The organism is Diaphorobacter oryzae DSM 22780 (genome assembly GCF_059568935.1).
This window is the reverse complement of the sequence record NZ_JCANUL010000001.1, coordinates 640546-666366: the sequence shown is the minus strand read 5'-3', so window position 1 is coordinate 666366 and position 25821 is coordinate 640546. Positions and strand designations below refer to the sequence as shown.

The 25821-nt window shown below is 67.7% G+C and carries 27 protein-coding genes; 14 read left to right on the top strand and 13 right to left on the bottom strand.

The window, feature by feature from the left end; translation table 11 throughout:
- Positions 1–87: 87 nt before the first annotated feature.
- The gene (locus BP68_RS03065; RefSeq protein ID WP_496368962.1) at positions 88–2793 is read left to right on the top strand and encodes a bifunctional acetate--CoA ligase family protein/GNAT family N-acetyltransferase; all 2706 of its coding nucleotides are present in this window, start codon (positions 88–90) and stop codon (positions 2791–2793) included.
- Positions 2794–2879: 86 nt separating this feature from the next.
- On the opposite strand, the gene BP68_RS03060 is transcribed toward BP68_RS03065, so the two are convergent.
- The 4 genes from BP68_RS03060 to BP68_RS03045 form a co-directional block, all read right to left on the bottom strand.
- On the bottom strand, positions 2880–4226 hold the full coding sequence (locus tag BP68_RS03060; protein WP_496368960.1) for a TolC family outer membrane protein: 1347 nt from the start codon (positions 4224–4226) through the stop codon (positions 2880–2882).
- Between the two features lie 71 nt (positions 4227–4297).
- Positions 4298–4636 carry a rhodanese-like domain-containing protein gene (locus tag BP68_RS03055; RefSeq protein ID WP_496368958.1) on the bottom strand — a complete coding sequence of 113 codons (339 nt, stop codon included), beginning with the start codon at positions 4634–4636 and terminating at the stop codon, positions 4298–4300.
- A gap of 24 nt (positions 4637–4660) precedes the next feature.
- The gene (locus BP68_RS03050) at positions 4661–5371 is read right to left on the bottom strand and encodes a protein-L-isoaspartate O-methyltransferase family protein (protein ID WP_496368956.1); all 711 of its coding nucleotides are present in this window, start codon (positions 5369–5371) and stop codon (positions 4661–4663) included.
- Between the two features lie 47 nt (positions 5372–5418).
- The gene (locus BP68_RS03045) at positions 5419–6081 is read right to left on the bottom strand and encodes a TetR/AcrR family transcriptional regulator (protein WP_496368954.1); all 663 of its coding nucleotides are present in this window, start codon (positions 6079–6081) and stop codon (positions 5419–5421) included.
- A 126-nt stretch (positions 6082–6207) separates the two neighbouring features.
- Between BP68_RS03045 and msrA the strand changes: the two genes are divergently transcribed.
- The 3 genes from msrA (at position 6208) to BP68_RS03030 (ending at position 7514) form a co-directional block, all read left to right on the top strand.
- Positions 6208–6753, top strand: coding sequence for a peptide-methionine (S)-S-oxide reductase MsrA (gene msrA, locus BP68_RS03040; RefSeq protein ID WP_496368952.1), 546 nt, complete (start codon positions 6208–6210; stop codon positions 6751–6753).
- Between the two features lie 82 nt (positions 6754–6835).
- The gene (locus BP68_RS03035) at positions 6836–7075 is read left to right on the top strand and encodes a hypothetical protein (RefSeq protein ID WP_496368950.1); all 240 of its coding nucleotides are present in this window, start codon (positions 6836–6838) and stop codon (positions 7073–7075) included.
- Positions 7076–7109: 34 nt separating this feature from the next.
- Positions 7110–7514: a hypothetical protein gene (locus BP68_RS03030; RefSeq protein WP_496368948.1), complete on the top strand. Its 405-nt coding sequence runs from the start codon at positions 7110–7112 to the stop codon at positions 7512–7514.
- A gap of 55 nt (positions 7515–7569) precedes the next feature.
- Here the strand turns inward: BP68_RS03030 and BP68_RS03025 are convergent, their stop codons facing one another.
- The gene (locus BP68_RS03025) at positions 7570–7695 is read right to left on the bottom strand and encodes a hypothetical protein (protein ID WP_496368946.1); all 126 of its coding nucleotides are present in this window, start codon (positions 7693–7695) and stop codon (positions 7570–7572) included.
- On the opposite strand from BP68_RS03025, the gene BP68_RS03020 reads away from it, so the two are divergent.
- The 3 genes from BP68_RS03020 to chrA all read left to right on the top strand — a co-directional run bounded on the left by BP68_RS03020 (position 7694) and on the right by chrA (position 12387).
- Positions 7694–9772: a TonB-dependent receptor domain-containing protein gene (locus BP68_RS03020; RefSeq protein ID WP_496368944.1), complete on the top strand. Its 2079-nt coding sequence runs from the start codon at positions 7694–7696 to the stop codon at positions 9770–9772. The two genes, BP68_RS03025 and BP68_RS03020, sit on opposite strands and share 2 nt — an antisense overlap.
- 421 nt (positions 9773–10193) lie before the next feature.
- Entirely contained in the window at positions 10194–11066 is an 873-nt protein-coding gene (locus BP68_RS03015; protein WP_496368942.1) for a hypothetical protein, read from the top strand.
- A gap of 82 nt (positions 11067–11148) precedes the next feature.
- The gene (chrA, locus tag BP68_RS03010; RefSeq protein ID WP_496368940.1) at positions 11149–12387 is read left to right on the top strand and encodes a chromate efflux transporter; all 1239 of its coding nucleotides are present in this window, start codon (positions 11149–11151) and stop codon (positions 12385–12387) included.
- Between the two features lie 66 nt (positions 12388–12453).
- Here chrA and pdxH read toward each other — a convergent pair whose 3' ends face one another.
- The gene (gene pdxH / locus BP68_RS03005) at positions 12454–13107 is read right to left on the bottom strand and encodes a pyridoxamine 5'-phosphate oxidase (RefSeq protein WP_496368938.1); all 654 of its coding nucleotides are present in this window, start codon (positions 13105–13107) and stop codon (positions 12454–12456) included.
- A 40-nt stretch (positions 13108–13147) separates the two neighbouring features.
- Positions 13148–13741 carry a gamma-glutamylcyclotransferase gene (locus tag BP68_RS03000; RefSeq protein WP_496368936.1) on the bottom strand — a complete coding sequence of 198 codons (594 nt, stop codon included), beginning with the start codon at positions 13739–13741 and terminating at the stop codon, positions 13148–13150.
- A gap of 61 nt (positions 13742–13802) precedes the next feature.
- On the opposite strand from BP68_RS03000, the gene BP68_RS02995 reads away from it, so the two are divergent.
- A complete protein-coding gene (locus BP68_RS02995) occupies positions 13803–14336 on the top strand; it encodes an OmpA family protein (RefSeq protein WP_496368934.1) in 534 nt (177 codons plus the stop codon).
- A gap of 106 nt (positions 14337–14442) precedes the next feature.
- Here the strand turns inward: BP68_RS02995 and BP68_RS02990 are convergent, their stop codons facing one another.
- The 6 genes from BP68_RS02990 to BP68_RS02965 form a co-directional block, all read right to left on the bottom strand.
- Entirely contained in the window at positions 14443–15201 is a 759-nt protein-coding gene (locus tag BP68_RS02990) for a 3-hydroxyacyl-CoA dehydrogenase (protein ID WP_496368932.1), read from the bottom strand.
- Between the two features lie 106 nt (positions 15202–15307).
- Entirely contained in the window at positions 15308–16357 is a 1050-nt protein-coding gene (locus tag BP68_RS02985) for an extracellular solute-binding protein (protein ID WP_496368930.1), read from the bottom strand.
- Between the two features lie 218 nt (positions 16358–16575).
- Complete coding sequence (locus BP68_RS02980) at positions 16576–17001, bottom strand: hypothetical protein (RefSeq protein WP_496368928.1); 426 nt, start codon at positions 16999–17001, stop codon at positions 16576–16578.
- Positions 17002–17063: 62 nt separating this feature from the next.
- Positions 17064–18545, bottom strand: a complete 1482-nt coding sequence (locus tag BP68_RS02975) for a Ppx/GppA phosphatase family protein (protein WP_496369066.1) — start codon at positions 18543–18545, stop codon at positions 17064–17066.
- An 82-nt stretch (positions 18546–18627) separates the two neighbouring features.
- Positions 18628–19758: an ABC transporter substrate-binding protein gene (locus BP68_RS02970; RefSeq protein WP_496368926.1), complete on the bottom strand. Its 1131-nt coding sequence runs from the start codon at positions 19756–19758 to the stop codon at positions 18628–18630.
- 29 nt (positions 19759–19787) lie between these two features.
- Positions 19788–20282 carry a fasciclin domain-containing protein gene (locus BP68_RS02965; protein ID WP_496368924.1) on the bottom strand — a complete coding sequence of 165 codons (495 nt, stop codon included), beginning with the start codon at positions 20280–20282 and terminating at the stop codon, positions 19788–19790.
- A 202-nt stretch (positions 20283–20484) separates the two neighbouring features.
- On the opposite strand from BP68_RS02965, the gene pstS reads away from it, so the two are divergent.
- The 6 genes from pstS to phoB all read left to right on the top strand — a co-directional run bounded on the left by pstS (position 20485) and on the right by phoB (position 25738).
- Entirely contained in the window at positions 20485–21525 is a 1041-nt protein-coding gene (pstS, locus tag BP68_RS02960; protein WP_496368922.1) for a phosphate ABC transporter substrate-binding protein PstS, read from the top strand.
- Positions 21526–21676: 151 nt separating this feature from the next.
- Positions 21677–22615 carry a phosphate ABC transporter permease subunit PstC gene (gene pstC / locus BP68_RS02955; protein WP_496368920.1) on the top strand — a complete coding sequence of 313 codons (939 nt, stop codon included), beginning with the start codon at positions 21677–21679 and terminating at the stop codon, positions 22613–22615.
- Complete coding sequence (pstA, locus tag BP68_RS02950; RefSeq protein ID WP_496368918.1) at positions 22612–23493, top strand: phosphate ABC transporter permease PstA; 882 nt, start codon at positions 22612–22614, stop codon at positions 23491–23493. The genes pstC and pstA overlap by 4 nt, the downstream gene beginning before the upstream one ends.
- Before the next feature lie 21 nt (positions 23494–23514).
- Entirely contained in the window at positions 23515–24297 is a 783-nt protein-coding gene (gene pstB, locus BP68_RS02945) for a phosphate ABC transporter ATP-binding protein PstB (protein ID WP_496368916.1), read from the top strand.
- A 14-nt stretch (positions 24298–24311) separates the two neighbouring features.
- Positions 24312–25013 carry a phosphate signaling complex protein PhoU gene (gene phoU / locus BP68_RS02940; protein WP_496368914.1) on the top strand — a complete coding sequence of 234 codons (702 nt, stop codon included), beginning with the start codon at positions 24312–24314 and terminating at the stop codon, positions 25011–25013.
- A gap of 17 nt (positions 25014–25030) precedes the next feature.
- On the top strand, positions 25031–25738 hold the full coding sequence (gene phoB, locus BP68_RS02935; RefSeq protein ID WP_496368912.1) for a phosphate regulon transcriptional regulator PhoB: 708 nt from the start codon (positions 25031–25033) through the stop codon (positions 25736–25738).
- Positions 25739–25821: the final 83 nt, after the last annotated feature.

The following is a 25821-nucleotide window of genomic DNA, read 5'->3' as shown; positions in this document are numbered from 1 at the left end:
GCGCGCGTGGCGTGCGCCTGACGCAGCGCAAGCCGCCCGCAGCCGCGCCTCGCCAAGCGGGGAGGGATGCCCGAGAATCGGCGCACCATGATGGACAAGCACTACCTCACGCCCCTGTTCGCCCCCAGCTCGATCATCGTGCTGGCCGGCAGTGCCGAAGCCCCCGAAACGCACACGCCCCAGGCCCGGGCGCTGCGCGAGGCGCTGGGCGCGCAGCGCTACACGGGCACCCTGCAGTTTCTGGACATTCACACCAGCGGCACGCTGGCCGACCTGGCCCAGACCCGCGCGGACCTGGCCATCATCGCCCAGCCGCCGCAGGAGCTGCCCGCGGCGCTGGAGCTGGCGGGCCGCATCAACTGCCGCTCGGCGCTGGTGCTCTCCAGCGGCGTGGACGCGCAGCTGGCCGAACAGCTGCGCAAGATCGCGCGGCGCGAGGGCATCCACCTGCTCGGCCCCAACTCGCTGGGCATGCAGCGGCCGTCGCTGCAGCTCAACGCCAGCGCCGCGGGGCCGCTGGCGCGTGAGGGATCGCTGGCGTTGGTGTGCCAGTCGGGCGCGCTCACCTCGTCCATCCTGGACTGGGCCAGCAACAACGCGGTGGGCTTTTCCAGCGTGATCTCGCTGGGCCCGCACACGGACCTGGGCCTGAGCGAGGCGCTGGACTTCCTGGCCAACGACCCGCGCACGCAGAGCATCGTGGTCTACATGGAGGGCATCCAGAACGCGCGCCGCTTCATGAGCGCGCTGCGCTCGGCTGCCTATGCCAAGCCGGTGGTGGTGCTCAAGGCCGGCCGCAAGCCTGCGGGCAACGAGGCGGCGCAGACGCACAGCGGCGCCATCGTGGGCAGCGACGACGTGTTCGACGCCGCGCTGCGCCGCGCGGGCGCCGTGCGCGTGCGCTCGTTCGTGGAACTGTTCTCGGCCGCCAAATGCCTGGCCTCGCGCTACCGCCCCGTGGGCAAGCGCCTGGCCATCATCACCAACGGCGGCGGCCCCGGCGTGCTGGCGGCCGACTGGGAGAACGAGATCGGGCTGGATCTGGGCCGGCTGTCGGCCGACTCCTGCGCGGCGCTGGCACCGCAGCTGCCGCCGCTGGCCTCGCTGGCCGACCTGATCGACCTGTCGGAGGAGGCCGGGCCCGAGCACTACCGCCTGGCGCTCGAGGCGGCCTTTCGCGACCGCCAGATCGACGGCCTGCTGGCCATCTTCTCGCCCAAGGCCGGCACCGACGCCGCCGCCGTGGCCACCGTGCTGGCCGACGCCAAGCGCCTGGCCTCCAAGCCGCTGCTGACCTGCTGGATGGGCGATGCCTCGGTGGTGCCGGCCCGCCAGGTGCTGCGCACGGCGCAGATCCCGACCTTCCGCACGCCCGAGGCGGCCGTGGGCGCCTTCGGCAACATCGCCTCGTTCTACCAGAACCAGCAGCTGCTGCAGCAGACGCCGCCGCCGCTCACCACCCTGGCCAAGCCCGACATCGAGGGCGCGCGCCTGGTCATCGAGAGCGTGCTGGCCGAGCGCCGCAACATCCTCACCGAGATGGAGTCCAAGACGCTGCTGGCGGCCTTCCACATCCCGGTGACCAAGACGCTGCTGGCGCGCAGCAGCCATGAGGCCATGATGATCGCCACGCAACTGGGCTTTCCGGTGGCGCTGAAGATCGATTCACCCGACATCGCCCACAAGTCCGACGTGGGCGGCGTGGCGCTCGATGTGCCCAACGGCGCCGCCGCGCGCGATGCCTATACCGACATGGTGCAGCGCGTGGCGCGCCTGCAGCCGGGCGCGCGCATCAACGGCGTGACGGTGCAGAACATGGCGCGAGCGCGGCGCGGGCGCGAGATCTGCATCGGCCTGGTGAGCGACGAGCCCTTCGGCCCGGTGATCACCTTCGGCGCCGGCGGCACCATGATCGAGCTCATCAACGACCGCGCCATGGAGCTGCCGCCGCTCAACCAGTTCCTGGCGCGCCGCCTCATCGACCGCGCGCGCGTGGCCGAGACCCTGGGCGAGTGGCGCGGCGCGGCCGCCGTCCATCTGGAGGCGCTGGAGCAGGTGCTGCTGCGCGTGTCCGAGATGGTCTGCGCGCTGCCGCAACTGCGCGAGATGGACATCAACCCGCTGATCGTGGACGAGATGGGCGCCGTGGCCGTGGATGCGCGCATCGTCATCCACCAGACGGCGCAGGGCGGCGCGCGCGGGGACGTGGCCGGGCATGGGCATTACGGCCACCTGTCCATCCTGCCGTACCCGGCGCGCTACGAGGAGGTGTGGCCCCTGCGCGGCGGCGGCGAGTACCAGGTGCGCCCCATCCGCCCGGACGACGCGCAGATGGTGCAGCGCCTGGTCAAGGAGCTGTCGCCCGAGAGCCGCTACTTCCGCTTTGTCTCGCAGCTCGCCGAGCTACCGCCGTCCATGCTGGCGCGCTTCACCCTCATCGACTACGACCGCGAGATGGCCCTGGTGGCCGTGCACCGCGAACGGGTGGTGGGCGCGGATGGCGAGGTCAGCCACACGCAGCGCATCGTGGGCGTGTCGCGCTACGTGACCAATCCCGACCAGACCAGCTGCGAGTTCGCCCTGCTGGTGGCCGACGACTTCGCGGGCCGCGGCCTGGGCTCGCGCCTCATGCTCAGCATCATGGACGTGGCCCGCGACCGCGGGCTGGCCGAGATCCAGGGCCTGGTGCTGGCCAACAACCCGACCATGCTCAAGCTGATGCGCCGGCTGGGCTTCGACGTGCGCACCTTCGAGGAAGACCCGGAGTTCCGGCTGGTGGTGCACCAGCTGTGAGCGGCGGGGGGGGGGTGGTTATGCTTCAAAAAGCATAGCTGTCAGCGCTTGCTGCATAAGCGCTGGTGGCACAAAACGCTTGAAATCTACCGCGCCAGCAGCGCGTCCACCGCCGCCACGTCATCGGCGGTGAGCGTGCCGGCGGCCTGCTTCAGGCGCAGCGTGCCCATGAGCACGCTGTAGCGGGCCGCGGCCAGGTCGCGCTTGGTCTGGTAGAGCTGGCTTTGGGCGTTGAGCACGTCGATGTTGATGCGCACGCCCACCTGGTAGCCCAGCAGGTTGGCGTCCAGCGCGCTCTGGGTGGAGGCCTCGGCCGCCTGCAGGGCGCGCACCTGGCTCAGGCCCGACTGCACGCCGAAGAATGCGGCGCGCGTGGCCTGGGCCACGGTGCGGCGGGCGTTGTCGAGGTCGGCGCGGGCCTTGTCCTCCAGCGACAGGGTTTCCTTCACGCGGTTTTGCACCGCGAAGCCCGCGAACAGCGGCACATTGAGCGCCACGCCCACGCTGGCCACGTTGGCACGGGAATGCACGCCGGGCATGGTCGTGGTGCCGTTGGGCGTGCGCTGCACGTTGTAGCCGGCCTGCAGGTCCACCGTGGGCAGGTGGCCGGTCTCGGCCTTGGCGGTCTCCAGCCGCGCCACGTCGAGGGCGATGGCGGCCTGGCGCACCTGCGGCTGCTGCTCCTCGGCGGTGCGCACCCAGGCGTTCACGTCGGCGGGCAGCACGGCGGGCAGCTGCACGGGCTGCGCCAGCGGCAGGGGGCTGATGCCGGCGCGCCCCACGGCCTGGTCCAGCGCCAGGCGCTTGACGCGCAGGTCGTTGTCGGCGGCGATTTCCTGGGCGGAGACAAGGTCGTGGCGGGCCTGGGCCTCGCGCTCGTCGGTCACCGTGGCGGTGCCAACCTCGAAGTTGCGCCGGGCGGCGGCCAGCTGCTCGGCCACGGCGGTCTTTTGCGCCTGCACGAAGGCCAGGGTGTCCTGCGCGGCCAGCACGTCGAAGTAGGCCTGGCTCACGCGCACCAGCAGGTCCTGTTCGGCCCCCGCCAGTTGCGCCTGCGCGATGTCGATGCCGCGCTGGCCCTGCTCGAAGCCGATGCGGTTGGCCGGCCGGTACAGGGGTTGGGAAGCCACCACGCCCAGGGTCTGTGTGGGGCCGTTGACATTCACGTCTGGCAGGGACCGGCGTGCCACATCGGTGCGCGAGTAGGTCACGCCGCCACTGAGCCCCGCGCTAGGCAGCAGGCCGGCGCGGGCCTGCTCGGCGCGGCTGCCGGCCGCCTGCAGCTGGGCCTGGGCCGCAAGCCAGGGCGCGTCATACCCGCGCGCCAGCTCCACCAGGGCGGACAGGCTTTGCGCCTGCGCCGGCAGTGTGGCCGCGGCGCAGGCGGCGCCCACGGCCAGGGAGACGGAGAGAAACCGCTGCAGTGAGTTCATGGCGTTCTTCAGGAAGGTCGGCGTGATCGGGGAGAGGACTGCCGTGCGCCAGGTTTGGCCGGTGCCGTGGCTCAATACCGCGGCACGGCCGGGTCGCGTTCGTGCGACCAGGCGTCGATGCCGCCCGTGATATTGGCCACCTGGTCAAAGCCCTGGTGCACCAGAAAGCCGGCCACCCGCAGGCTGCGCATGCCGTGGTGGCACAGGCAGGCGATGGGGCGGGCGGGGTCCAGCTCGGCCAGCCGCGCGGGCAGTTCACCCATGGGGATGGCGATGAGTTCGAATCCTTCCGGCGCCACGCTGGCGGTCTGCCGCTCCCACGGTTCGCGCACGTCCAGCACCAGCGGGCGCTCTGCTTCATGGGCGCGGAGCCAGTCGGCGAGCTGGGCGGGGCGGACGTGGTCGATCATGCGGATTTCCTGAGGGACGCGGAATCAGAACTTGAAGGGCGAGGGCTCGGGGAAGTTGCGCAGGCGCGGTACGAGCACGTCCCAGGGTTGGGTGGTCTCGAAGCGGTCGCCCAGGCGGCGCACGATGGTGGCGCGCATGACGGGCTCGTGGCCCACGTAGGCGCCCAGGCGGCCGCCTTCGCGCAGCAGCGCCAGCAGCTTCTGGGGCACCTCGGCCACCGAGCCGCTGAGCACGATGACGTCGAACGGGCCATCGGGGATCGGGTCCAGCGCGCCGTCGGCCTGGCGCACCTCGGCGTTGTCCACGCCGGCGCTGCGCAGGTTCTCGCGGGCGAACTCCACCAGGTCGGGCTCGATCTCCAGCGACACCACGCGTTCCGCCTGGGCGGCCAGCAGCGCGGCCATGTAGCCCGAGCCGGCGCCGATCTCCAGCACGCGGTCGGTGGGCCGCACCTGCAGGTCCTGCAGCATGCGGGCGTCCACGCGCGGCTCCAGCATCACCTGTCCCAGGCGCTCGGCTTCTTCGGCCGAGGCGTTGAGCGGGATGCGCGTATCGGTGAAGGCAATGCCCTGGTGCACGGGCGGCACGAAGTCCTCGCGGCGCACGGTGGACAGCAGTTCCAGCACGCCCTCGTCGAGCACGTTCCACGGACGGATCTGCTGCTCCACCATGTTGTAGCGGGCCTGCTCGGTGGAATCGTGAATGTCGGCGGACGTGTTCAGAGGCATGTTCATGGGGTACTCCGGAGGCGGATCACTGTGGTTCAGACAAACCCGTGATTCTAGGACGGCCGCACGCACAGCCCCTGCAGCACGTTCTCGGCCTGCAGGCGGATGTATTCCTGGGCCGAGAAAGTGGCGGGGTTGGGGATGCACAGCGACAGCGAGGGCTGCGAGAACATCAGGAACATGAGCGGCGCGAGCACCAGATACACCGCGTGCTCCAGGTCCAGCGTGCGGAACTCGCCGCGGTCCATGCCGCGCTGCAGGATGCGGCGGATCAGCCGGTGGCCCGGCTCCACGACTTCCTGGCGGTAGAACTGGGCGATTTCGGGGAAGTTGTTGGCCTCGCTCAGCATCAGCTTGCCCAGGCCCGAGGCCTTGGTGGAGCCCACGCGCTCCCACCAGGTCTGAAAGCAGTACTGCACCAGCTCGCTGCTCGTGCCCGCGTAGGACTCCAGCTCCAGGTCCCACTCGGCAAAGCGGCCGGCGATGTTCTCGCGCACCACGGCCTTGAACAGGTCTTCCTTGCTCGGGAAGTAGAGGAACAGCGTGCCCTTGGAGACGCCGGCGCGTGTCGCCACCTCGTCCACCTTGGTGGCGGCGAAGCCCTTTTCCACGAAGAGATCCAGCGCCGCGTCAAGCAACTCGCCCGGCCGCGCCTCCTTGCGGCGGCCGCGCCTGGGGGCGTCGTGTGGATCGGGGGACGGGAGGGTGGTGGGCATGGAATTACTGACTGACTGGTTAGTAATATACCAACCGCCCCGCGGTGGCGTCAACGCACACGGGCCGCCCGGGTTCGGCATTCTTCCTATGATGCGGCCATCCATTGATGCCAGCGAGGTGCGCCCATGTCCGAATTGCAGACCATCACCCTGGGAGGCGGTTGCTTCTGGTGCACCGAGGCCGTGTTCGACCGCGTGCACGGCGTGACCGATGTGCAAAGCGGCTATGCCAACGGCGATGTGGCCGACCCCACGTACGAGCAGGTGTGCTCGGGCACTACGGGCCATGCCGAGGTGGTGCGCCTCACATTCGATGCGGCCCAGATCGGCGTGCGCGACATCCTGGAGATCTTCTTCGCCACCCATGACCCCACCACGCTGAACCGCCAGGGCAACGACGTGGGCACGCAGTACCGCAGCGGCATCTACTGGACCGACCCTGCGCACCGGGAGGTGGCCGAGGACATGCTGCGCCAGATGGGCCAGGACCAGCTGTTCGGCGCGCCCGTGGTGACCGAGGTGCAGCCGCTGGTGAACTACTGGCCGGCCGAGGACTACCACCAGGACTACTTTCGCAACCACCCCCACCAGGGCTACTGCGCCTTCGTCGTGGGCCCCAAGGTGGAGAAGTTCCGCAAGACTTTTGCGCAGCGTTTGAAGCCCGGCGCATGATTCCTGCGCTATCCTCCCAGGCCCATGCCGCACGGCCCCGCAGCGGGCCAGCTTCGCGGTAACGACCCTTCGGAGGACCACCATGAAACCATGGCTCGCCATGCTGCTGATCGCCTGCGCCGCCGTCGCGCAGGCCCAGGAGCACAACGACAAGCAGACCCAGGCCGACATTGAGCGCCACCGCGCCATGGCCGCCGCCCATGAGGCCGCGGCCAAATGCCTGGAGTCGGGCAAGGGCCACGAGGCCTGCCGCAAGGAACTGCAGTCCGCCTGCAAGAACCTGGCGATCGGCAAGTACTGCGGCATGAAGCACGCACACTGACCGTCCCGCCGTTCCTGCCCCGCATTTACCCCGCATGCCCTTGACACCGTCCCCGCTACCGCAGCTGCGCCACCGCCTCGCGCTGGCCTGGCTGCTGCTGGCGCTGGTGCTGGCCCCCACGCTGGGCCGCATGCACCAGGTGCTGCATGCCCCCGGCGGGGTGGCGCATGCGCTGGCCCCAGGCCATGCGCATGGCGGCGCCGAGTCCCCGGGGGCGGGGCAGCATGCACTTGACGCGCTGCATGCCCTCTTTGCCGGCCATGGCGCTGCCGACTGCCAGGTGCTGGACCAGCAGACGCTGGTGGGCGCAGCGCTGGGCCAGGCACCGGCGCTGCCGCAGGCGCAGCCGCAGCCGCCCCCGGTGGGCGCGCCCGCCGCCGCACCCGGCACGCGCAGGGCGACGCCCTTTCACGCACGCGCTCCGCCGCAGAGCGCCTGAGACAGCCCCTGTCTCCCGAAGCCGCCACATCGCGCCGGTGCCGCTTCCATAGATCTCATTTTTGATAGCTGCCTGCGCTTGCTACATAAGCGCTGGAGGCGTTTTTCATTGAAATTTCAGTGCGGCCGCGCACGGCCCGTGCCTGCGCGCTTGCCGCCACTTGTTGAGTGATTTGAGCCATGAATTCCTTTTCTTCTTACCGCCAGCCTGGCCGCCGCCATCCGCTGGCCTGGGCCGCGCTGCTCAGCCTGGCCGGTGCCACGCCCCTGGCCTGGGCGCAGGCCGAGGCCAGCCTGCCGGAGGTCACCGTCTCCTCCAGCGGCCTGCAGCTGGGCGCGTCGGAAATGACGCAGCCCGTCTCGGTGCTGGAGGGCGACGCACTGGTGCGCCGGCGCGAGGCCACGCTGGGCGAAAGCCTGGAGGGCGAGCCCGGCATCACCGGCAGCCATTTCGGCGCGGGCGCCAGCCGCCCGGTGATCCGCGGCATGGACGGCCCGCGCGTGCGGGTGCTGTCCGACGGTGTCGAACTGCACGACGCCTCCACCATCAGCCCGGACCACGCCGTGGCCGCCGAGCCCCTGCTGGCCACGCAGGTCGAGGTGCTGCGCGGCCCGTCGGCGTTGGTCTACGGCGCCGGTGCTGTGGGCGGCGTGGTCAATGTGCTGGATGCCAAGGTGCCCACGGCCATTCCCGAGAAAGGCTATGAAGGCAGCGCCGAGCTGCGCGCCGGCAGCGCGGCGCGCGAGAAGGCCGGCGCCTTCGCGCTGACCGGCGGCGCGGGCAATCTGGCCGTGCATGTGGAGGCCGCGGGCCGCGACGCCGGTGACTACCGCGTGGGCAGCGGCTGGGACGAGGGCCGCCGCGTGCCCGGCAGCTTCAACCGCACCGGCACGGGCAGCGTGGGCCTGTCCTGGGTGGGCAGCCGCGGCTACCTGGGCCTGGCCGTCACGCGCCAGAACGCCAAGTACGGCCTGCCCGGCCACAGCCATGACTACGAGGGCTGCCACACCCACGGCAACCACCTGCACTGCGGCTCCCACGGTCATGACCACGGCCACGGCGAGGAAGAGCACGACCACGATCACGGCCATGCCCCGGGCGACGTGCCGGTGGTGGACCTGCGCAGCGAGCGCCTGGACGTGCGCGGCGAACTGCGCGACCCGTTCGCCGGCTTTTCCGCGCTGCGCCTGCGCGCGGGCGTGACGGACTATGTGCACGACGAGGTGGAGGACGGCAGCGTTGCCACCACCTTCAAGAACAAGGCCCACGACCTGCGCGTGGAACTGCAGCACGCGCCCATCGCCGGGCTGCGCGGCCTGATCGGGGTGCAGACCTCGCAGCGCAAGTTCAGCGCCGTGGGAGAGGAGGCCTACGTGCCGCCCACGCTCACGCGCCAGTGGGGCCTCTTCGCGCTGGAGGAATACCGCATCGGGGACTGGCGGCTGGAGGCCGCGCTGCGCCACGACCGCCAGACCGCCGAGCTGCAGGAGAGCGGCGTGGAGCGCAGCCACAACGGCACCTCGGCATCGCTGGGCGCGGTGTGGCGCTTTGCCCCAGGCTACGCGGCGGGCGCCAGCCTCACGCGCGCCAGCCGCGCGCCCACGGCCGAGGAGCTGTACGCACGCGGCCTGCACATGGCCACCTCCACCTACGAGCGCGGCGACGTGAACCTGCGCAAGGAGACCTCGCGCAACATCGACCTGAGCCTGCGCAAGACCAGTGGCGACACCACCTTCGACGTGAGCGTGTTCCGCAACCGCATCCGCAACTACATCTACGGGCGCACGCTCGATGAACTGGACGGCCTGCAGCTGCTGCAGTACAGCCAGGCGGACGCCACGTTCACCGGCATCGAAGGGCGCGTGCGCCAGCGCCTCACGCGCCACCTGGGCGTGACGCTGTTCGGCGACAGCGTGCGCGCGCGCCTGGACGGCGGCGGCCTGCTGCCGCGCATTCCGCCCGCGCGCGTGGGCCTGCGGCTGGATGCGAACTGGCAGGCCTGGGAAGGCGAGGTGGAGTGGGTGCAGGTGGCGCGCCAGAACCGCGTGGCGCAGTTCGAGTCCGAGACCAAGGGCTACGGCATGCTGCACCTGGGCCTGGCCTACAACGGCCGTACCGGCAGCGGCACGCCCTGGCAGCTGTACCTGAAGGCGCGCAACCTCACAGATCGGCTGGCCTACGCCCATGCCTCGTTCATCAAGGACGCGGCGCCGCTGGCGGGGCGCAACGTGACGGTGGGCGTGCGCGTGTCGTTCTGACCCATCGCGCGCCCGGGTTGCGCGCGTAGGCGGCCCGGGCGCGGCTTGCACGGCGCCGCGGCAAAGACCGCGCGCCGCCGTGCGGCAAGGTTGCCGCGGGCACACCCGGCTGCTAGCATGGCCGGCCATGTGCCTCACCGCCCCCATGTCTTGCATGATCCCGCGCTGCCGCGTGGGGGACGGTGCCGTGGTGTGCGAGATCTGGCCATACCAGCCGGTCGCACATTCCTCCGCCCGGCGATAAAGCACCCTCCCTCTTTCCATCAGCGCAGAACCACCATCGCCGGGCGCCCGCTCTGCGCAATGGTGGCCCGGCGCCGCTCCACGCCCGCTTGAGCGGGCCGGCACCGCCCACCGGGTCAACAGGCCCCGACGCGCCAGCGTGGCGCACGGGGCGCCCCCTTCAGGATTGGAGCGTCGCATGGAATTCACCAAGCAGTTTCTCCGGGCCAAGAACCCGTGCGCCAACGGTTTTCGCTGGTTCGTGCGCCACATCGAGGACGGCGTGGGCTACCAGCATGCGCTGGACCAGCTGGTCGCCGCCGGCCGTGTGGACGATGCGCTGTGGCTGCTGGGCCAGTTCGGGCCGACGAACGCCGTGCTCAGCGTGGACAGCCTGGAGGCCGAGGCCGTGGTGTTCGCCGGCACCGTGCAGGTGCGCGGCGGCATCGACGTGGACACGGTCATCCATGCGGGCGGCGGCATCCACGCGGGTGGTGGCATACGCGCGGGCAGCGCCATCGTGGCGGGTGAGGAGATCCGCGCGGGCGCCAGCGTGCACAGCCAGGGCCGGCTGCACTGCGGTGGCGACCTGCGCGTGGACTGGGGCGTGCAGGTGCAGGAGTCGCTGCATTGCGGCGGCGACCTGCGCGCCGCGTGGGACGTGGTCTGCGAAGGCGCGCTAAAGGTGGGGGCCAGCGCCGTCATCGGGCAGGACCTCATCGTGCAGGGCGGCATCGACTGCGACAAGAGCCTGCGCGTGGGCGGCCACCTGAGCGGCGCGGGCAGCCTGCGGGCGGGGCAGGGCATCGTGGTGGGCGGCGCCATCAGCGGCGTGATGCACCTGGAGGCGGGCTGGGGCGTCAAGGCCGGCGAATCCATCCAGGCCAACGGCGCCATCAAGGTGGGCGAGAGCCTGTGCGCGCGCGAAGACATCCGCGCGGGCGAGGGCTACGGCATCTTCGCCGGCCTGAACGTGCAGGAAACGGCATGGGAGGCCGGCGCCCAGGTCTGGGCCCAGCACCCGCCCGCGGGCCTGCGCAGCGGCGTGTGGATGGGGCCCAGCGCCATCTGACCAGCACCGCCGGTGTGTGGCCGCCACGCGGGGGTCATGTCCTGTGGCGATACTCGGGGCCTGTCTTTTCACTGCCCATTCCATGCCCCCCACTCCGCACCATGAAGCGTCACCGGCTGCCGGCCGCGCCGGCGCCTGGCAGGTGTTCTGCATTTTTCTGCGCCTGGGCCTGACCTCGTTCGGCGGGCCCGTGGCCCATCTGGGGTACTTCCGCGAGGAATTCGTTGCGCGCCGCCGCTGGCTGGGCGAGCGTGCCTATGCCGATCTGGTGGCGCTGTGCCAGTTCCTGCCCGGGCCCGCCAGCAGCCAGGTGGGCATGGCGCTGGGCCTGCGCCAGGCCGGCATGGCGGGGGCGCTGGCGGCCTGGCTGGGATTCACGCTGCCCTCGGCCCTGATGATGGCGCTGTGCGGCCTGGGCCTGGTGGCGGGCCAGGGGCTGGTGCCTGCGGGTGTGCTGCAGGGCCTGAAGCTGGCGGCCGTGGCCGTGGTGGCGCAGGCCGTGTGGGGCATGGCCCGCAGTCTGTGTCGGGGAGCGGCCCGGCTGTTGCTGATGGCGCTGGCCTGCGCCCTGGCGCTGCTGTGGCCGGGCGTGGCGGGGCAGGTGGGGGCCATGGCGTTCGCGGCCATCGCCGGCCTGGTGCTGTGGGGGCGGGGCGCGGCGGCGCAGGCGCCAGCGCCGGCTGCCGAAGACGGTCTGGTGGCCGGCATGCGCCGGCGCACGGGGGCGTTGCTGCTGCTGGTCTTCGCGCTGCTGCTGGTGGCGCTGCCGCTGGCCGCGCGCGCCTGGCCGCAGGCCTGGCTGCTGTTGGCCGATGCGTTCTACCGCGCCGGGGCGCTGGTCTTTGGCGGCGGCCATGTGGTGCTGCCGCTGCTGCAGGCCGAGGTGGTGGCGACCGGATGGGTGGCGGCCGACGATTTCCTGGCCGGCTACGGCGTGGCGCAGGTGGTGCCGGGGCCGCTCTTCACCTTCGCCGCCTTCCTGGGGGCCGCCGCGCGCAACGGCGCGGGTGGCTGGCTGGGGGCGCTGGTGTGCCTGCTCGCCGTCTTTGCCCCGGCCTTTTTGCTGGTGGCGGGGGCGCTGCCGTTCTGGGAGCGCCTGCGCCACAACGCCCGTGCGCGCGCCGCGTTGTCGGGCGTGAACGCGGCCGTGGTCGGACTGTTGCTGGCCGCGCTCTACGACCCGGTGTGGACCGGTTCGGTCCACACGCCGGTGGACCTTGCGCTGGCGCTGGCGGCCTTCGCGGCGCTGGTGTGGGCGCGCGTGCCGCCCTGGCTGGTGGTGCCGCTGTGCGGGTTGGCCGGCCTATGGCTGGCCGGGTGATTTGAAGGAAAAAAGGCCTGTAGATCGCGTCTATCAAGCGCTATTAGATATCATTTTAATAGCATTTCAGGGTGCTAGGCGCTCGCGCACCCAGGCCTCGCCCTCCAGCCGGTAGCGCAGCCGGTCGTGCAGCCGGCTCTTGCGCCCCTGCCAGAACTCCCACTGGTCGGGCTTGAGCCGAAACCCGCCCCAGTGCGGCGGGCGCGGGGGCTTCAGCAGGAACTGCGCGCCGTACTTGGCCGCGTTGGCCACCAGCACGCCGCGGCTGGGAATCACCTGGCTCTGGGGGCTGGCCCAGGCGCCGATGCGCGAATCCAGCGGGCGGCTGTGGAAGTAAGCGTCGCTCTCCGCGTCGCTCACCTTCTCGACGATGCCCTCGATGCGCACCACGCGCTCCAGTTCCACCCAATGGAACTGCAGGGCGGCGTACGGGTTGCCCGCGAGCTGGCGGCCCTTGCGGCTGTCGTAATTGGTGAACCAGACAATGCCCTGCGCGTCGTAGCCCTTGATGAGCACCACGCGGGTGCTGGGGCGCAGGTCGCCGCTGACGGTGGCCACGGTCATGGCGTTGGGCTCGGGCACCTGGGCGGCCATGGCCTCGCGCAGCCACTGGTCGAACTGCTGCAGGGGATCGGCCTGGGAGGCGTCTTCGCTCAGTTCCGCGCGCTCGTAGCTCTTGCGCAGATCGGCGATTGAGGAGGAAATGGGGCTGCTGCTCATGCGGGCATTGTGCCCGCACCGCGGCCTGCGCCGGCGGCGCTCAATCGCGCCCGGACGACAGGGCGATCAGGCGCGCCAGTGCGCGGTCACGGATGCCCATGCGCAGCAGCTCGGCGTGCGTGGCCTCGGCATAGTCGCGCGTGCTGCCGTAGATGCCCTGGGCCTGGGCAAAGATGCGCCGATACTCCTCGTCCGCCAGCACGCCCGTGTGGCTGGGGCTCTTGCGCGACAGGGTGAAGGCCAGGGCGCGCACCGTGCCCTGCGGGGTCTGGCAGCCCAGCCAGCGCGGGTCGTACACGCCCAGCACCATCTCGCGCTGCCAGAGGTTGATCAGCACCTGGCGGGCGTGCTCGCGCTCCACGCGGAACACCATGCCGCGGCAGCTGCCGCCCGACAGCATGCCGAACACCAGGCCCGGGCATTCGGGCGTGCCGCGGTTGATGCGGCTCCACATCTTCAGCGCGCGGTGCCAGCCATGCACCCGCGCCGCGCGGCGTTCGGCAAAGGCAAAGTCGGGGCGCCAGATCAGCGAGCCGTAGCCGAAGACCCACAGGTCGCCGTGGCCGCCCCATTCATCGAGCGCGCGCTCGAGCATCGGGGCTGGATCACGCAGCGGGGCGGCAAGTGGCGACATGGCAAGACTCTACAATCGACGGGTTTTGTCCAACGCACGATTATTCACGGGAGTCTTCATCATGTCCTTCAATAGCTCCGACGACGACAGCCAGCAGCGCTTCGCACTCGGGTTCCTCTTTGCCCTGATCGCGCTGGTGGTCTCCACCGTCGTGGGCGTGACGGTCTACAAGCGCGGCATCGCGCATGCGCCGAAGGCGCCGGCCGCCGCCGTGGCGAACGCGGGCGACGCCGCCGCCCCTGGCGTGACCGTGACCGAGGACATCGCCTCCGTGGTGGTGGAGGGTGGCGTGGTGAAGTTCTTCTTCGCCACCGGCAAGGCTGAACTGGCCGGCGGCACCAACGAGGCACTGGCCGAAGTGGTCAAGGGCGTTCTCGAAGGCGGCAAGACGGCCGTGGTCTCGGGCTTCCACGATGCCACGGGCGATGCCGCCGTGAATGCCGAACTGGCCAAGCAACGCGCCCTGGGCGTGCGCGAGGCACTCAAGGCCCTGGGCGTGGCCGAAGACAAGGTGGAACTGAAGAAGCCCGAGGCCCTGCAGGGCAGCGGCAGCAATGCCGAGGCACGCCGGGTGGAAGTGGTGCTGGCCCCTTGAGCGCCAGACCGCGCCGCGGCACGGCCGGGGTGCGGTATTTTCCGGTTTGATATGAAAAGTGGCTGCAGCGCTTGCGTGACAAGCGCTGGCAGCTATCAAAACAGGATCACTTCGGTGCCAGGCGGATGGCACCGTCCAGGCGAATCACTTCGCCGTTGAGCATCTCGTTCTCGACAATGTGGCGCACCAGCTTGGCATAGTCCTGCGGTGTGCCCAGGCGGCTGGGGAAGGGCACGCCGGCGGCCAGCGCGTCCTGCACTTCCTGGGGCATGCCGAACAGCATGGGCGTGCCGAAAATGCCGGGAGCGATGGTCATGTTGCGGATGCCGTTGCGTGCCAGATCGCGCGCGATGGGCAGGGTCATGCCGACCACGCCGCCCTTGGAGGCCGCATAGGCCGCCTGGCCGATCTGCCCGTCATAGGCCGCTACGCTGGCGGTGGAGATCATCACGCCGCGCTCGCCCGTGGCTTCGGGTTCGTTCTTGCTCATGGCCTCGGCGGCCAGGCGGATCATGTTGAAGCTGCCGATCAGGTTGACCGTGATCGTCTTGCTGAAGGTGGCGAGTGCGTGCGCGCCATTCTTGCCGACGGTTTTCTCGGCCGGCGCGATGCCCGCGCAGTTCACCAGTCCCATGAGCTTGCCCAGGGAAACGGCCTTGGCCACCACGGCCTGGCCATCGGCCTCGCTGCTGACGTCGCAGCGCACGAAGCTGCCGCCGATCTCGCGCGCAACGGCCTCGCCCTTGTCCGCCTGCATGTCGGCGATCACCACTTGCCCACCCGCTGCGGCCAGCATGCGTGCAGTGCCTTCGCCCAGCCCGGAGGCTCCGCCCGTGACGATGAATACCTTGCCCTTGATTTCCATTGACTGTCTCCAAAAATTACGTTGACGTAAACGTCAATTATGGCGGAGATTGGGCAGGCACAAAAAAGCCCGGCAGTGCCGGGCTTGTGCTGCGTGCCGCCGGGAATCAGCGGAAGCCGACGCGGTCCAGCATTTGCTGCACCTTGACCGTGTTGGCGCCCACTGCGCTGATCGGAATGGTCTCGCTCTTGAAGGGCTTGTTGTCGGTCATGGCCTTGAGGGCCGGGTTGCCTGGGTCCACGCCCTTGGCTGCGGGCCATTCGTTGTTGCCATTGGCAAAGTAGTTCTGTGCCTCGGGGCTGGCCAGGTATTCCAGGAACTTGATGGCGTTGGCCTGGTTCTTGGTGTGGCGCGCGACGGCTCCGCCCGCGATGTTCAGGTGCGTGCCCCAGGATTGCTGGTTGGGGAACACCACCTTCACTTTGTCCACCACGGCCTTGTCCTCGGGCTTGTCGGAGCGCATCAGGCGGGCCAGGTAGTAGCTGTTGGTTACGGCAATGTCGCATTCACCGGCGGCCACGGCCCGGATCTGGTCCGTGTCGCCCCCCTTGGGCGGGCGTGCCAGGTTGGCTGTGACGCCCTTGAGCCAGGCCTCGGCCTTCTGCTCGCCCATGTGCTCCATCACGGCCCCGAAGAGGCTCAGGTTGTAGGGGTGCGAGCCCGAGCGGATGCACAGCTTGCCCTTGTTCTTGGGATCGCCGAGCTCCTCGTAGGTGTCCACATCGTCCTTGTTCACCTTGGCCTGGTTGTAGACGATGACGCGGGCGCGGGTGGACAGGCCGAACCAGGGAATGCCGCCTTCGGCCGCCGGCGTGGCGCGCAGGTTGGCCGGAATGGCCTCTTCCAGCACCTTGGAACGCACGGGCAGGAACAGGCCGTCGGCCTCGCCACGGTACAGGCGCGCCGCATCCACCAACAGGATCACGTCGGCGGGGGAGGCGGCGCCTTCCGCCTTGAGACGGGCCATGATGCCGGCGTCGTCCGAGTCCACACGGTTGATCTTGATGCCGGTCGCCTTGGTGAAGCCGTTGTACAGGGCTTCGTCCGTGGCGTAATGGCGGGCCGAATACAGGTTGACGACTTGGTCTTGTGCGCAGGCCGCGCCTGCGGCAGCCAGAACGCAGGTGGCCAGCAAGGATTTCATTGGCATGGACATGGAAGTCAGGTCTTTCTCTGGTTGGAATGTCTGGATGATAAGACAAACGAGAATCGTTCCTAAACTATTCCGCAGCCAAGGAGGGATTTCATGCCGGGGCACGGTGCGAGTGGAATGTCCCCGCTGAGGGGGGCCCCATCTACCGGTTGCAAGGCAGTTTTCGGGCAGGGCCCTATGCCTGCGTTTCTTGGCAAGCAGGAGGGCGCCTGGGCCGTTTTTTACTTCTTGTCGGCCTTGGGGCGGCCGGTCTTGATGGACGGCACGTCCTGCATGGCCTGGGCCAGTGCGGCCTCGTCCAACTTGGCCAGCAGTTTGAGACCGGCGCGCAGCAACTCGCTCTTCTTGGCAGGCTGGGACAGCTTGGCCGTGCGTTGCTTCAAGTCTTCGATGACCGCGTATTCATCCTTCGGGATGGTGAAGCTGTCGCGCACCAGCTTGGGCTTGCGGGACTTGGCATCCTTGTCGGCGGCGGGGGCGCTGGCAGGCGCCTTCTTGGCGGCTTTCACGGCCTTGGCGGGTGCGGCGGCGGATGCCTTTTCTTTGGGCTGGGCGGCCTTGGACTTGGAGCCCTTGGCGGGCGAGGGCTCCACTGGCTGGGCTGGCAGCGTAGCGGTTTCGGCTTTGGTGGTAGGTGCAGTGGTCATATTTGAGCAGGGTAAAACGATATAAACAGTTTATATCGTTTGCTGCTGTCGCACCATTCCTGCTACGAAAGGTCGGCCACAAAATCCCAGGGGGTCTTCTGCCAGGCGCTGCTTTCCTCGCGCAACAGGTGCGCCGATTGGGGATAGGCCGCAGACCAGCCTGATCTTGACTGCAAGATGCAGCGATGGCCTTCCTGGCGCAGGCTGAGTCCTTCGACATCGGGCGTGCGGCGTGCGTGGCACAGGGCTACGGCGGTCCGGAAGCACATGAGTTGCAGTGCGAACACGGGGTCGTTCAGGTTCGAGGCGTCCAGCTTGCGTACCTTGCCGCGGTGCCCCAGCACAAGCAGGCTCAGGCGGTGAAGCTCAGGCAGGGCAAAGCCGGCCGCGTCGGCATGGTCGAGGATGTAGGCCCCGTGGTGGTGGTAGTCGCTGTGCGATATGCGGCAGCCGATTTCGTGCAGGCGAGCGGCCCAATCCAGCTTGCGTGCCGCGCGTTCGCTGTCCGGTGGGGCCGCATCCAGAAACAGGCGGCATGCCAGTTGTGCGACGCGCTCGGCATGGTCGTGGTCCACGGAGAAGCGCTGCATGAGCGCGCGTACCGTGTTGGAGCGCAGATCGGATTCCGCTTGCTCGCGGTCGAGCAGGTCGTATAGGGCTCCCTGGCGCAATGCGCCCTGGGCCACGGTCATCTGCTCTATGCCCAGCAGGTCGAAGATGGCCCGAACAATGCTGACGCCACCGCCAATCACTGCGCGGCGGTCGTCCTTGAGTCCCTCCAGGCGCAGGCGATCGGCGTGGCGGGCGCGCAGCAATTGCTCCTGCAGCCAGTCCAGCCCCTCTTTGCGAATCACTCCTTCGCTGCCACCGGCTGCAGCCAGAATGGACCCCACGGCACCGATGGTGCCCGAGGAGCCATAGGCCACATCCCAGGCGCTGTATTGGTAGCTGCCGATGGCTTCGTCCAGTACCGCCTTGGCCGCAATCTCCGCGGACTCGAAAGCCTGGCGAGTGAAGGCGCCGTCGGCAAAGTAGCGCGCGGACCAGGCGACACTGCCCACGCGGTAGGACGCCACGGTGGCGGGAGTGAATTGCTGCCCGAGGATCAACTCGGTCGAGCGGCCACCAATGTCCACCACCAGCCGTTTCTCATCCGATTGGGGCAGCAGGCGGGCAACCCCCTGGTAGATGAGCCGGGCCTCTTCGGGGCCGGACACGATGTCAATGGGGAAGCCCAGAATCTCGCCGCCGCGCCCGATGAAGTCCTCGCGGTTGCGCGCCTCGCGCAGAGTCTGCGTGGCCACGGCGCGCACGTGGGCATGGGGGAAGCCGGCAAGTCGCTCGGCAAATCGGGCAAGGCAATCCCAGCCCCGCTGCATGGCGGGCTGGGTCAGATTGCGGTCTTCGTCCAGGCCTGCGCCTTGGCGAACCGTTTCCTTGAGATATTCGATGCGGTGAATTTGCCCATGTTCCAAGCGGCCGATTTCGAGGCGAAAGCTGTTGGACCCCAGGTCCACGGCCGCAAGCAATGTTCCGTCTTGCATTTGGGTGCACGCTTTGCGCAGGTTCTCAAGCGGCGCAGCATAGCACTTGCGCAAGGCCGACCATGGCTGGGTGGCGGCTATTTCAGCCAACGATGCGGCCATCGGTGGTCAGCATGCTTTGCGTGACGTGGGCGCTGGCAAGCTTGCGGCCCTGATAGGCCACCATGTACCCGCCGATCTGCATTCCGGTACGCTTTCTGCAGGCCACCAGGACGCTGGAGCGTGTGAGCGGGCCGGTGATGGAGGCGATCATCTCGGCCGTATAGCGGGCGGCGATGAAGCCTGCCAGGCCTTGGGGCGACGGCGGTTCGTCATAGAGCTTGGCCATCACGTCCCGGTAAGCGCGCACGATGGGCATGCCATGGGTCACGAGAGGCACGGGCTGCGTGGCGATCACCGAAATGCTGCGGGGGATGCCGCCCAGTTGCGCCAGCACCTGCAAATTCACATCGGCGAGGGCGATCACATAGCACTGGCGGCCCTGCGGCATGACCAGGCGGCTTACATAGTCATGGAGTTCGGGGGTGCCGCCGATGAAAAGCACAATGGCCGGGGGCGGGGCGCGGCGATCCGCGGCAGACAACGGCTGGATGCGCAGTCCCATGGCTTTGCCGGCATCGATGACCGAGCCTTGCAACTGCTGCTGCAACGCGGCGTTGGCAAACACCGCGTCGGCCTGCTGTACGCCCATCACGGCCAGTGAGCGAATGGCGTGGGCGATCTGTGCCTGGTAGTCAGGAAAGATGTTGAAGACGGTATCGCTCTCGTCCGTCCATTGGCGATGCAGCCACGGCGCCAAATGGGCCATGGCGGCATCACCCTTTTGCAGCGCCGCGATGGCGGCGGCAGTACTGTCACCCACACAGCCCGAGAGAGTCACGCAGGCCGGATTGTCTCGTGCGGCCAGCCAGGCCGTGCGTACGCCTTGGGCCGAACCGTCGGTTTCCAGCACCAGATGCTGCACGGCGCGACCGCGAATGCCACCACCCCGGGCATTGAGATCCGTCCATGCAGCCCGTGCGCCAATGAGGAAATCACGGCTCACGTCCTGGTTTTCGGGAGACAGATCCACGATCTGTGCCACGGCGATTGCGCGTTGTTCTTGCGCCCAGGCGGGCGCATGCGACATGGCGCCGATGGCGCAGGCCGCGCCAGCGGTTTTCAGCAGGGCACGGCGGTTCAGCAGGGGACTGCGAGGGATTGTGGGGTGCATGGCCTCGGTGGTGGGTGACAGCTGAAGGCTTACTTCTTGCGGGGGAGCGTCAGCACGCGGTCGATCACGTGCACGACACCGTTGCCGGCGCTCAGGTCGGCTTGCTCGACCAGGGCGTCTTCCACGGTCAGGAAGGAGCCGGCGCGGGCCAGGGAAATGTCGGCGCCCTGGAGCGTCTTGAGCTTGCCGGCCTTGGCGTTGGCCGTGGAAATGTTGGCGGCGGTGATGTGGTAGCTCAGGAGGGCCTTCAGCTGTTCCTTGTCGGCCTTCAGGGCATCCATGGTCTTGGCGGGCAGGGCCTTGAAGGCGTCGTCGCTGGGCGCGAACACCGTGTAGGGGCCCGTGCCGTTCAACGTGGCCGTGAGTCCGGCTTCGGCGGCGAGCTTGTTGAAGGTGCTCAGGTTCCGCGTCTGGGCCGTGACGGAAGCGACGGACTTGGGCGCGGTGGATGGGGTGGCGCAGGCGCCGAGAACGGCGGTGATGGACAGGGCTAGGGCGGTTTGGAGGGTCAAGCGACGGAACATGGAGTTCTCCCGTGTGATGTGTGTTTGTTACCGACTGTTGCCGGTGGCGGGAGCGTACGCCGCGCCTGCGACAGTTGTGTGACACCTCTGTGGCGCCGTCCTAGTCTGGCGTGCATGACGGTCATGAAGCTGTGTCACGTTGATGTCACAAACGACTTCTAGAGTCGCGGCATTGAGTTTTTTTAACCAAGAGGTCTCTTTTATGAAGCTCTCCGCGATTCGGGTTCTGGTGTCTGGTGTGGTGGCGATGGGTGCTTTCTCCAGCGCCTGGGCGCAGCAGGAAGCAACCGGCGCCGGCGCCAGTTTTCCCGCACCGCTGTACTCCAAGTGGGCTGCCGACTACAACAAGGCAACCGGCGTGAAGATCAACTACCAGTCCGTGGGTTCCGGCGCGGGTCTGCGCCAGATCGAAGCCAAGACGGTGGACTTCGGCGCTTCGGACGCCCCCCTGAAGGACGAGGACCTGGTCAAGAAGGGCCTGGTGCAATTCCCCACGGTGATCGGCGGCATCGTGCCGGTCGTGAACATCAAGGGCATCCAGCCTGGTCAGCTCAAGCTCAACGGCCAGGTGATCGGTGACATCTATCTGGGCAAGATCACCAAGTGGAACGACGAGGCCATCAAGGCTCTGAACCCTGGTGTGAACCTGCCCGACGCCGCCATCGCCCCCGTGCGCCGTGCGGATGGCTCCGGCACGACCTTCGGCTTCACCAACTACCTGAGCAAGGTGAACGCCGAGTGGAAGGCCAAGGTGGGCGAGGGTACCGCTGTGAACTGGCCGACCGGTGCAGGTGGCAAGGGCAATGAAGGCGTGGCCGCGTTCGTGGGCCGTCTGCCCAACTCCATCGGCTATGTGGAATACGCCTACGTGAAGCAAAACAAGCTGACCTTTGCCCAAATGCAGAACAGCACCGGCAATTTCGTCTCTCCGGACGAGTCCACCTTCAAGGCCGCGGCCGCTGGTGCCGACTGGGCCAAGAGCTTCTACCAGATCCTGACGAACCAGCCCGGCAAGGATGCATGGCCGATCACCTCCGCCACCTTCATCCTGATGCAGAAGTCGCAGGACAAGCCGGTGCAGGCAGCGACGGCGCTGAAGTTCTTCGAGTGGGCATACAAGTCGGGTGACAAGACAGCCTCCGATCTGGACTACGTGGCCATGCCCGAGAGCGTCAAGGCCGTGATCATGAAGTCCTGGGGCGACATCAAGGACACTTCGGGCAAATCCATCGCTCTGAAGTAAGCTGACGCAGTGGCCCGCCGACAAGGCGGGCCACTTGGTTGTTTCGTTTCACAAGGCAACAGACGTGTCTACTACGCTGCCCATCCACCAGGCGCCGCCGCTGAATGCGGCTGTTGGCGCATCCCGGGGGGCTCCGCCTCCTCGTACTACCATGTTCTCTGGCGTATTTGCTGATCGCATTTTTGGCTGGCTGGCGCGCGGCGCAGCAATCCTCACGCTGGCGTTGCTGCTGGGCATCATGGCGTCCCTGGTGTATGGCGCATGGCCCTCCATCCAGAAATACGGGGTCGGCTTTCTGACAAGCAGTGTCTGGGACCCGGTACAGAACGACTTCGGCGGGCTGGTGATGATCTACGGCACGCTGGCTACGTCGTTGATCGCCTTGCTGGTGGCGGTTCCCGTGAGCTTCGGCATCGCCCTGTTCCTGACCGAACTCTCGCCCGCCTGGCTCAAGCGGCCGTTGGGCACGGCGATCGAGCTGCTGGCGGCGGTGCCCTCTATCGTCTATGGCATGTGGGGCTTGATGGTGTTCGGCCCCATCCTGGCCACCTATGTCCAGCAGCCGCTGCAGTCGCTGCTGGATGGCGTTCCCTATCTGGGTGCCTTCGTGTCGGGCCCGCCCGTGGGTATCGGCATTCTCTCGGCTGGGATCATCCTGGCCATCATGATCATTCCCTTCATCGCCTCGGTGATGCGTGACGTTTTCGAAGTCACCCCCGCGCTGCTGAAGGAGTCGGCCTACGGCCTGGGATCCACCACCTGGGAGGTGGTGTGGAAAGTGGTTCTGCCCTATACCAAGTCGGGCGTGCTGGGCGGCATCATGCTCGGGCTCGGGCGCGCTCTGGGCGAGACCATGGCCGTCACCTTTGTCATCGGCAACATGAACCAGCTCAATTCGCTGTCCGTTTTCGAAGCGGCCAACAGCATCACCTCTGCGCTGGCCAATGAGTTTGCCGAGGCCGGAGAGGGGCTGCACCAGGCATCGCTGATCTACCTTGGCCTGGTGCTGTTCTTCATCACCTTCGTGGTGCTGTCGCTTTCCAAGCTGTTGCTGGCACGCCTCAAAAAGGGCGAGGGAGCACGTTCATGAGCACCTCTCAGAAACTCATCTCTGCGGCCGAACTGGCGCAGGTACGCGCGGCACGCTTCGCGGTGCGCAAGCGTTTGAACCAGGTCGCGCTGACACTGTCGCTGCTGGCCATGGCCTTTGGCGTCTTCTGGTTGATATGGATCCTCTGGGAGACCATTCGCCTGGGCATCGGGGGGTTGAGCGTGGCGCTGTTCACGCAGATGACGCCTCCGCCGAATGAAGTGGGCGGTATCGCCAACGCCATCTTCGGCTCCTTCGTGATGGTGCTGCTGGCGACCTTCGTGGGAACGCCGATCGGCATCATGGCGGGCGTGTACCTGGCCGAATACGACACACGCGGCTGGCTGGCATCGGTCACCCGCTTCGTGAACGACATCCTGCTGTCCGCCCCCAGCATCGTGATCGGCCTGTTCGTGTATGCCGTGGTGGTGGCCCGCTTCAAGAGCTTCTCGGCCTATGCCGGCATCATGGCCCTGGCGCTGATCGTGATTCCGGTGGTGATCCGCACCACGGAGAACATGCTGGTGCTGGTGCCTGCGAGCCTGCGTGAAGCCGCGTATGCGCTGGGCACGCCCAAGTGGCGGGTGATCACCATGGTGACGCTGCGCGCCGCCCGCGCGGGTGTCATCACCGGCGTGCTGCTGGCCGTGGCCCGCATCGCGGGTGAAACCGCGCCATTGCTGTTCACGGCGCTCAACAACCAGTTCTGGAATGGCGACCTGGGCAAGCCCATGGCCAGCCTGCCGGTCACCATCTTCAAGTTTGCGATGAGCCCGTATGAGAACTGGCAGCAGCTCGCCTGGGCTGGTGTGTTTCTCATCACATTGGCGGTGCTCGGGTTGAACATCCTGGCCCGTGTGCTGACCCGCCAAAAATAAATTTCTTCCCGGAAGACTTCCATGCCCTCCACCAAGAACGCCACAGCCGTGCAATCCAAGATCACGGTGCGTGACCTGAACTTCTACTACGGCAAGTTCCACGCCCTCAAGGGCATCAACCTCGACATTCCCGAGAAGAAGGTCACGGCCTTCATCGGCCCCTCGGGCTGCGGCAAGTCCACCCTGCTGCGGACCTTCAACCGCATGTTCGAGCTCTACCCGGAGCAGCGCGCCGAGGGCCAGATCATCCTGGACGGCGAGAACTTGCTGACCAGCAAGCAGGACGTGGCGCTGATTCGCGCCAAGGTCGGCATGGTGTTCCAGAAGCCCACGCCGTTCCCGATGTCGATCTACGACAACATCGCGTTTGGCGTGAAGCTGTTCGAGCGGCTGAACGCCGCCGACATGGATGACCGCGTGGAATGGGCGCTGCGCAAGGCGGCCCTGTGGAACGAGGTCAAGGACAAGCTCGACCAGAGCGGTTCGGGACTGTCGGGCGGCCAGCAGCAGCGCCTGTGCATCGCGCGCGGCATTGCCATCAAGCCCGAGGTGCTGCTGCTCGACGAGCCTTGCTCCGCCCTGGACCCGATTTCCACGGCCAAGGTCGAGGAACTGATCGCGGAGCTGAAGAACGACTACACCGTGGTCATCGTGACCCACAACATGCAGCAGGCCGCACGCTGCAGCGACTACACGGCCTACATGTACCTGGGCGATCTGGTGGAGTTCGGCGATACCGAGCAGATGTTCTTCAAGCCGCAGCGCAAGGAAACCGAAGACTACATCACGGGCCGTTTCGGCTAATGGAGACAGGCGATATGACCGACAAGCATCTTTCTTCGCAGTTCGACAGCGAACTGAACAATATTTCCGCGCGGGTCATGGAGCTCGGTGGTTTGGTGGAGTCCCAGATTCGCCAGGCCGTGTATGCGCTCTCGCACTTCAGCATGGACGCCGTGGAGCAGGTGGAGCAGCTGGAGCGCCGCGTGAACGTGATGGAGGTCGAGATCGACCATGAGCTGTCCACCATCATCGCGCGCCGCCAGCCCACGGCACGCGACCTGCGCCTGCTGATCGCTTTCTCCAAGGCGATTGCCAACCTGGAGCGCATGGGCGACGAGGCCACGCGCATGGCGCGCATGGTCAAGTCCATCATCGAAAGCGGCGCGGCCCGCTCTCTGCCGTCAGGCGACCTGCGCGTGGCGGCCGATCTGGCCTCCGGCCTGCTGCGCAAGGCGCTGGATGCATTTGCGCGCCTGGACACTAAGGCGGCCGTCGCCATCCTCAAGGAGGACGACCTCATCGACGAGGAGTTCGACGGTTTCGTGCGCAAGCTCATCACCTACATGATGGAAGACCCCCGCACCATCTCCGCCAGCCTGGACCTGCTGTTCCTGGCCAAGGCCATCGAGCGCATCGGGGACCACTCCAAGAATGTGGCCGAATTGATCATCTACCTTGTCAAGGGCAAGGACGTGCGCCACACCACGCTGGATGAAATCGAATCGGCCCTGGCCTGAGAAAGGCGGTGCATTGAATGAAGAAGCTTCCACGGGTGCTCATCGTCGAGGATGAGTCACCGATTGCAGAACTGGTGGCCGTGAATCTGCGGCACAACGGGTTTCAGCCTATCTGGGCGGAGAACGGCGAGTCGGCGCAGCGCGAGCTGGACGCCGTGCTGCCCGACGTGATCCTGCTGGACTGGATGCTGCCGGGCCAGAGCGGCCTGCAGCTGGCGCGCAAGTGGCGCGCCGACAGCCGCACCAAGCAGATCCCCATCTTGATGCTGACCGCGCGCGGCGACGAGCCCGACAAGGTGGCGGGCCTGGATGCCGGCGCCGACGACTACATCACCAAGCCCTTTTCCACACAGGAGCTGCTGGCGCGCATCCGCGCCGTGCTGCGCCGGCGCGCGCCCGAACAGGTGAGCGACAGCGTGACCATTGGCGAACTGGTGCTGGATGCGGCCACCTACCGCGTGACCTACCAGGGGCAGCAGCTCAAGGTGGGGCCCACGGAGTTCAAGCTGCTGCACTACCTCATGAAGCACTCGGAGCGCGTGCACAGCCGCGCCCAGCTGCTCGACAAGATCTGGGGCGACCATGTCTTCATCGAGGAGCGCACGGTGGACGTGCATGTCAAGCGTCTGCGCGAGGCGCTGGGTACGGCAGGAGCCATGGTGGAGACCGTGCGCGGCGCCGGCTATCGGCTCACGGCGCAGCCACAGGCGCTGATGCGCGCGTGATGCACAGGCGCATCACTCTTCCTCACTCCTCAGGCGCCCCATCTCTGATACGGGCGCCTTCTTGTTTCTAGTGGTGGCACGGT

Coding starts and splice junctions, on each gene's coding strand:
- BP68_RS03065 (WP_496368962.1), top strand. CDS start 88: ATGATGGACAAGCACTACCTCACGCCCCTGTTCGCCCCCAGCTCGATC.
- pdxH (WP_496368938.1), bottom strand. CDS start 13,107: ATGAGCAGCAGCCCCATTTCCTCCTCAATCGCCGATCTGCGCAAGAGC.
- BP68_RS02980 (WP_496368928.1), bottom strand. CDS start 17,001: ATGACCACTGCACCTACCACCAAAGCCGAAACCGCTACGCTGCCAGCC.
- pstA (WP_496368918.1), top strand. CDS start 22,612: ATGAGCACCTCTCAGAAACTCATCTCTGCGGCCGAACTGGCGCAGGTA.
- phoU (WP_496368914.1), top strand. CDS start 24,312: ATGACCGACAAGCATCTTTCTTCGCAGTTCGACAGCGAACTGAACAAT.
- BP68_RS03050 (WP_496368956.1), bottom strand. CDS start 5,371: ATGAACATGCCTCTGAACACGTCCGCCGACATTCACGATTCCACCGAG.
- BP68_RS02970 (WP_496368926.1), bottom strand. CDS start 19,758: ATGCACCCCACAATCCCTCGCAGTCCCCTGCTGAACCGCCGTGCCCTG.
- BP68_RS03015 (WP_496368942.1), top strand. CDS start 10,194: ATGGAATTCACCAAGCAGTTTCTCCGGGCCAAGAACCCGTGCGCCAAC.
- BP68_RS02990 (WP_496368932.1), bottom strand. CDS start 15,201: ATGGAAATCAAGGGCAAGGTATTCATCGTCACGGGCGGAGCCTCCGGG.
- msrA (WP_496368952.1), top strand. CDS start 6,208: ATGTCCGAATTGCAGACCATCACCCTGGGAGGCGGTTGCTTCTGGTGC.
- BP68_RS03035 (WP_496368950.1), top strand. CDS start 6,836: ATGAAACCATGGCTCGCCATGCTGCTGATCGCCTGCGCCGCCGTCGCG.
- BP68_RS02975 (WP_496369066.1), bottom strand. CDS start 18,545: ATGCAAGACGGAACATTGCTTGCGGCCGTGGACCTGGGGTCCAACAGC.
- BP68_RS02995 (WP_496368934.1), top strand. CDS start 13,803: ATGTCCTTCAATAGCTCCGACGACGACAGCCAGCAGCGCTTCGCACTC.
- BP68_RS03020 (WP_496368944.1), top strand. CDS start 7,694: ATGAATTCCTTTTCTTCTTACCGCCAGCCTGGCCGCCGCCATCCGCTG.
- BP68_RS03000 (WP_496368936.1), bottom strand. CDS start 13,741: ATGTCGCCACTTGCCGCCCCGCTGCGTGATCCAGCCCCGATGCTCGAG.
- pstS (WP_496368922.1), top strand. CDS start 20,485: ATGAAGCTCTCCGCGATTCGGGTTCTGGTGTCTGGTGTGGTGGCGATG.
- BP68_RS03045 (WP_496368954.1), bottom strand. CDS start 6,081: ATGCCCACCACCCTCCCGTCCCCCGATCCACACGACGCCCCCAGGCGC.
- pstC (WP_496368920.1), top strand. CDS start 21,677: ATGTTCTCTGGCGTATTTGCTGATCGCATTTTTGGCTGGCTGGCGCGC.
- BP68_RS03030 (WP_496368948.1), top strand. CDS start 7,110: ATGCCCTTGACACCGTCCCCGCTACCGCAGCTGCGCCACCGCCTCGCG.
- BP68_RS03025 (WP_496368946.1), bottom strand. CDS start 7,695: ATGGCTCAAATCACTCAACAAGTGGCGGCAAGCGCGCAGGCACGGGCC.
- chrA (WP_496368940.1), top strand. CDS start 11,149: ATGCCCCCCACTCCGCACCATGAAGCGTCACCGGCTGCCGGCCGCGCC.
- phoB (WP_496368912.1), top strand. CDS start 25,031: ATGAAGAAGCTTCCACGGGTGCTCATCGTCGAGGATGAGTCACCGATT.
- BP68_RS03060 (WP_496368960.1), bottom strand. CDS start 4,226: ATGAACTCACTGCAGCGGTTTCTCTCCGTCTCCCTGGCCGTGGGCGCC.
- BP68_RS02965 (WP_496368924.1), bottom strand. CDS start 20,282: ATGTTCCGTCGCTTGACCCTCCAAACCGCCCTAGCCCTGTCCATCACC.
- BP68_RS02985 (WP_496368930.1), bottom strand. CDS start 16,357: ATGTCCATGCCAATGAAATCCTTGCTGGCCACCTGCGTTCTGGCTGCC.
- pstB (WP_496368916.1), top strand. CDS start 23,515: ATGCCCTCCACCAAGAACGCCACAGCCGTGCAATCCAAGATCACGGTG.
- BP68_RS03055 (WP_496368958.1), bottom strand. CDS start 4,636: ATGATCGACCACGTCCGCCCCGCCCAGCTCGCCGACTGGCTCCGCGCC.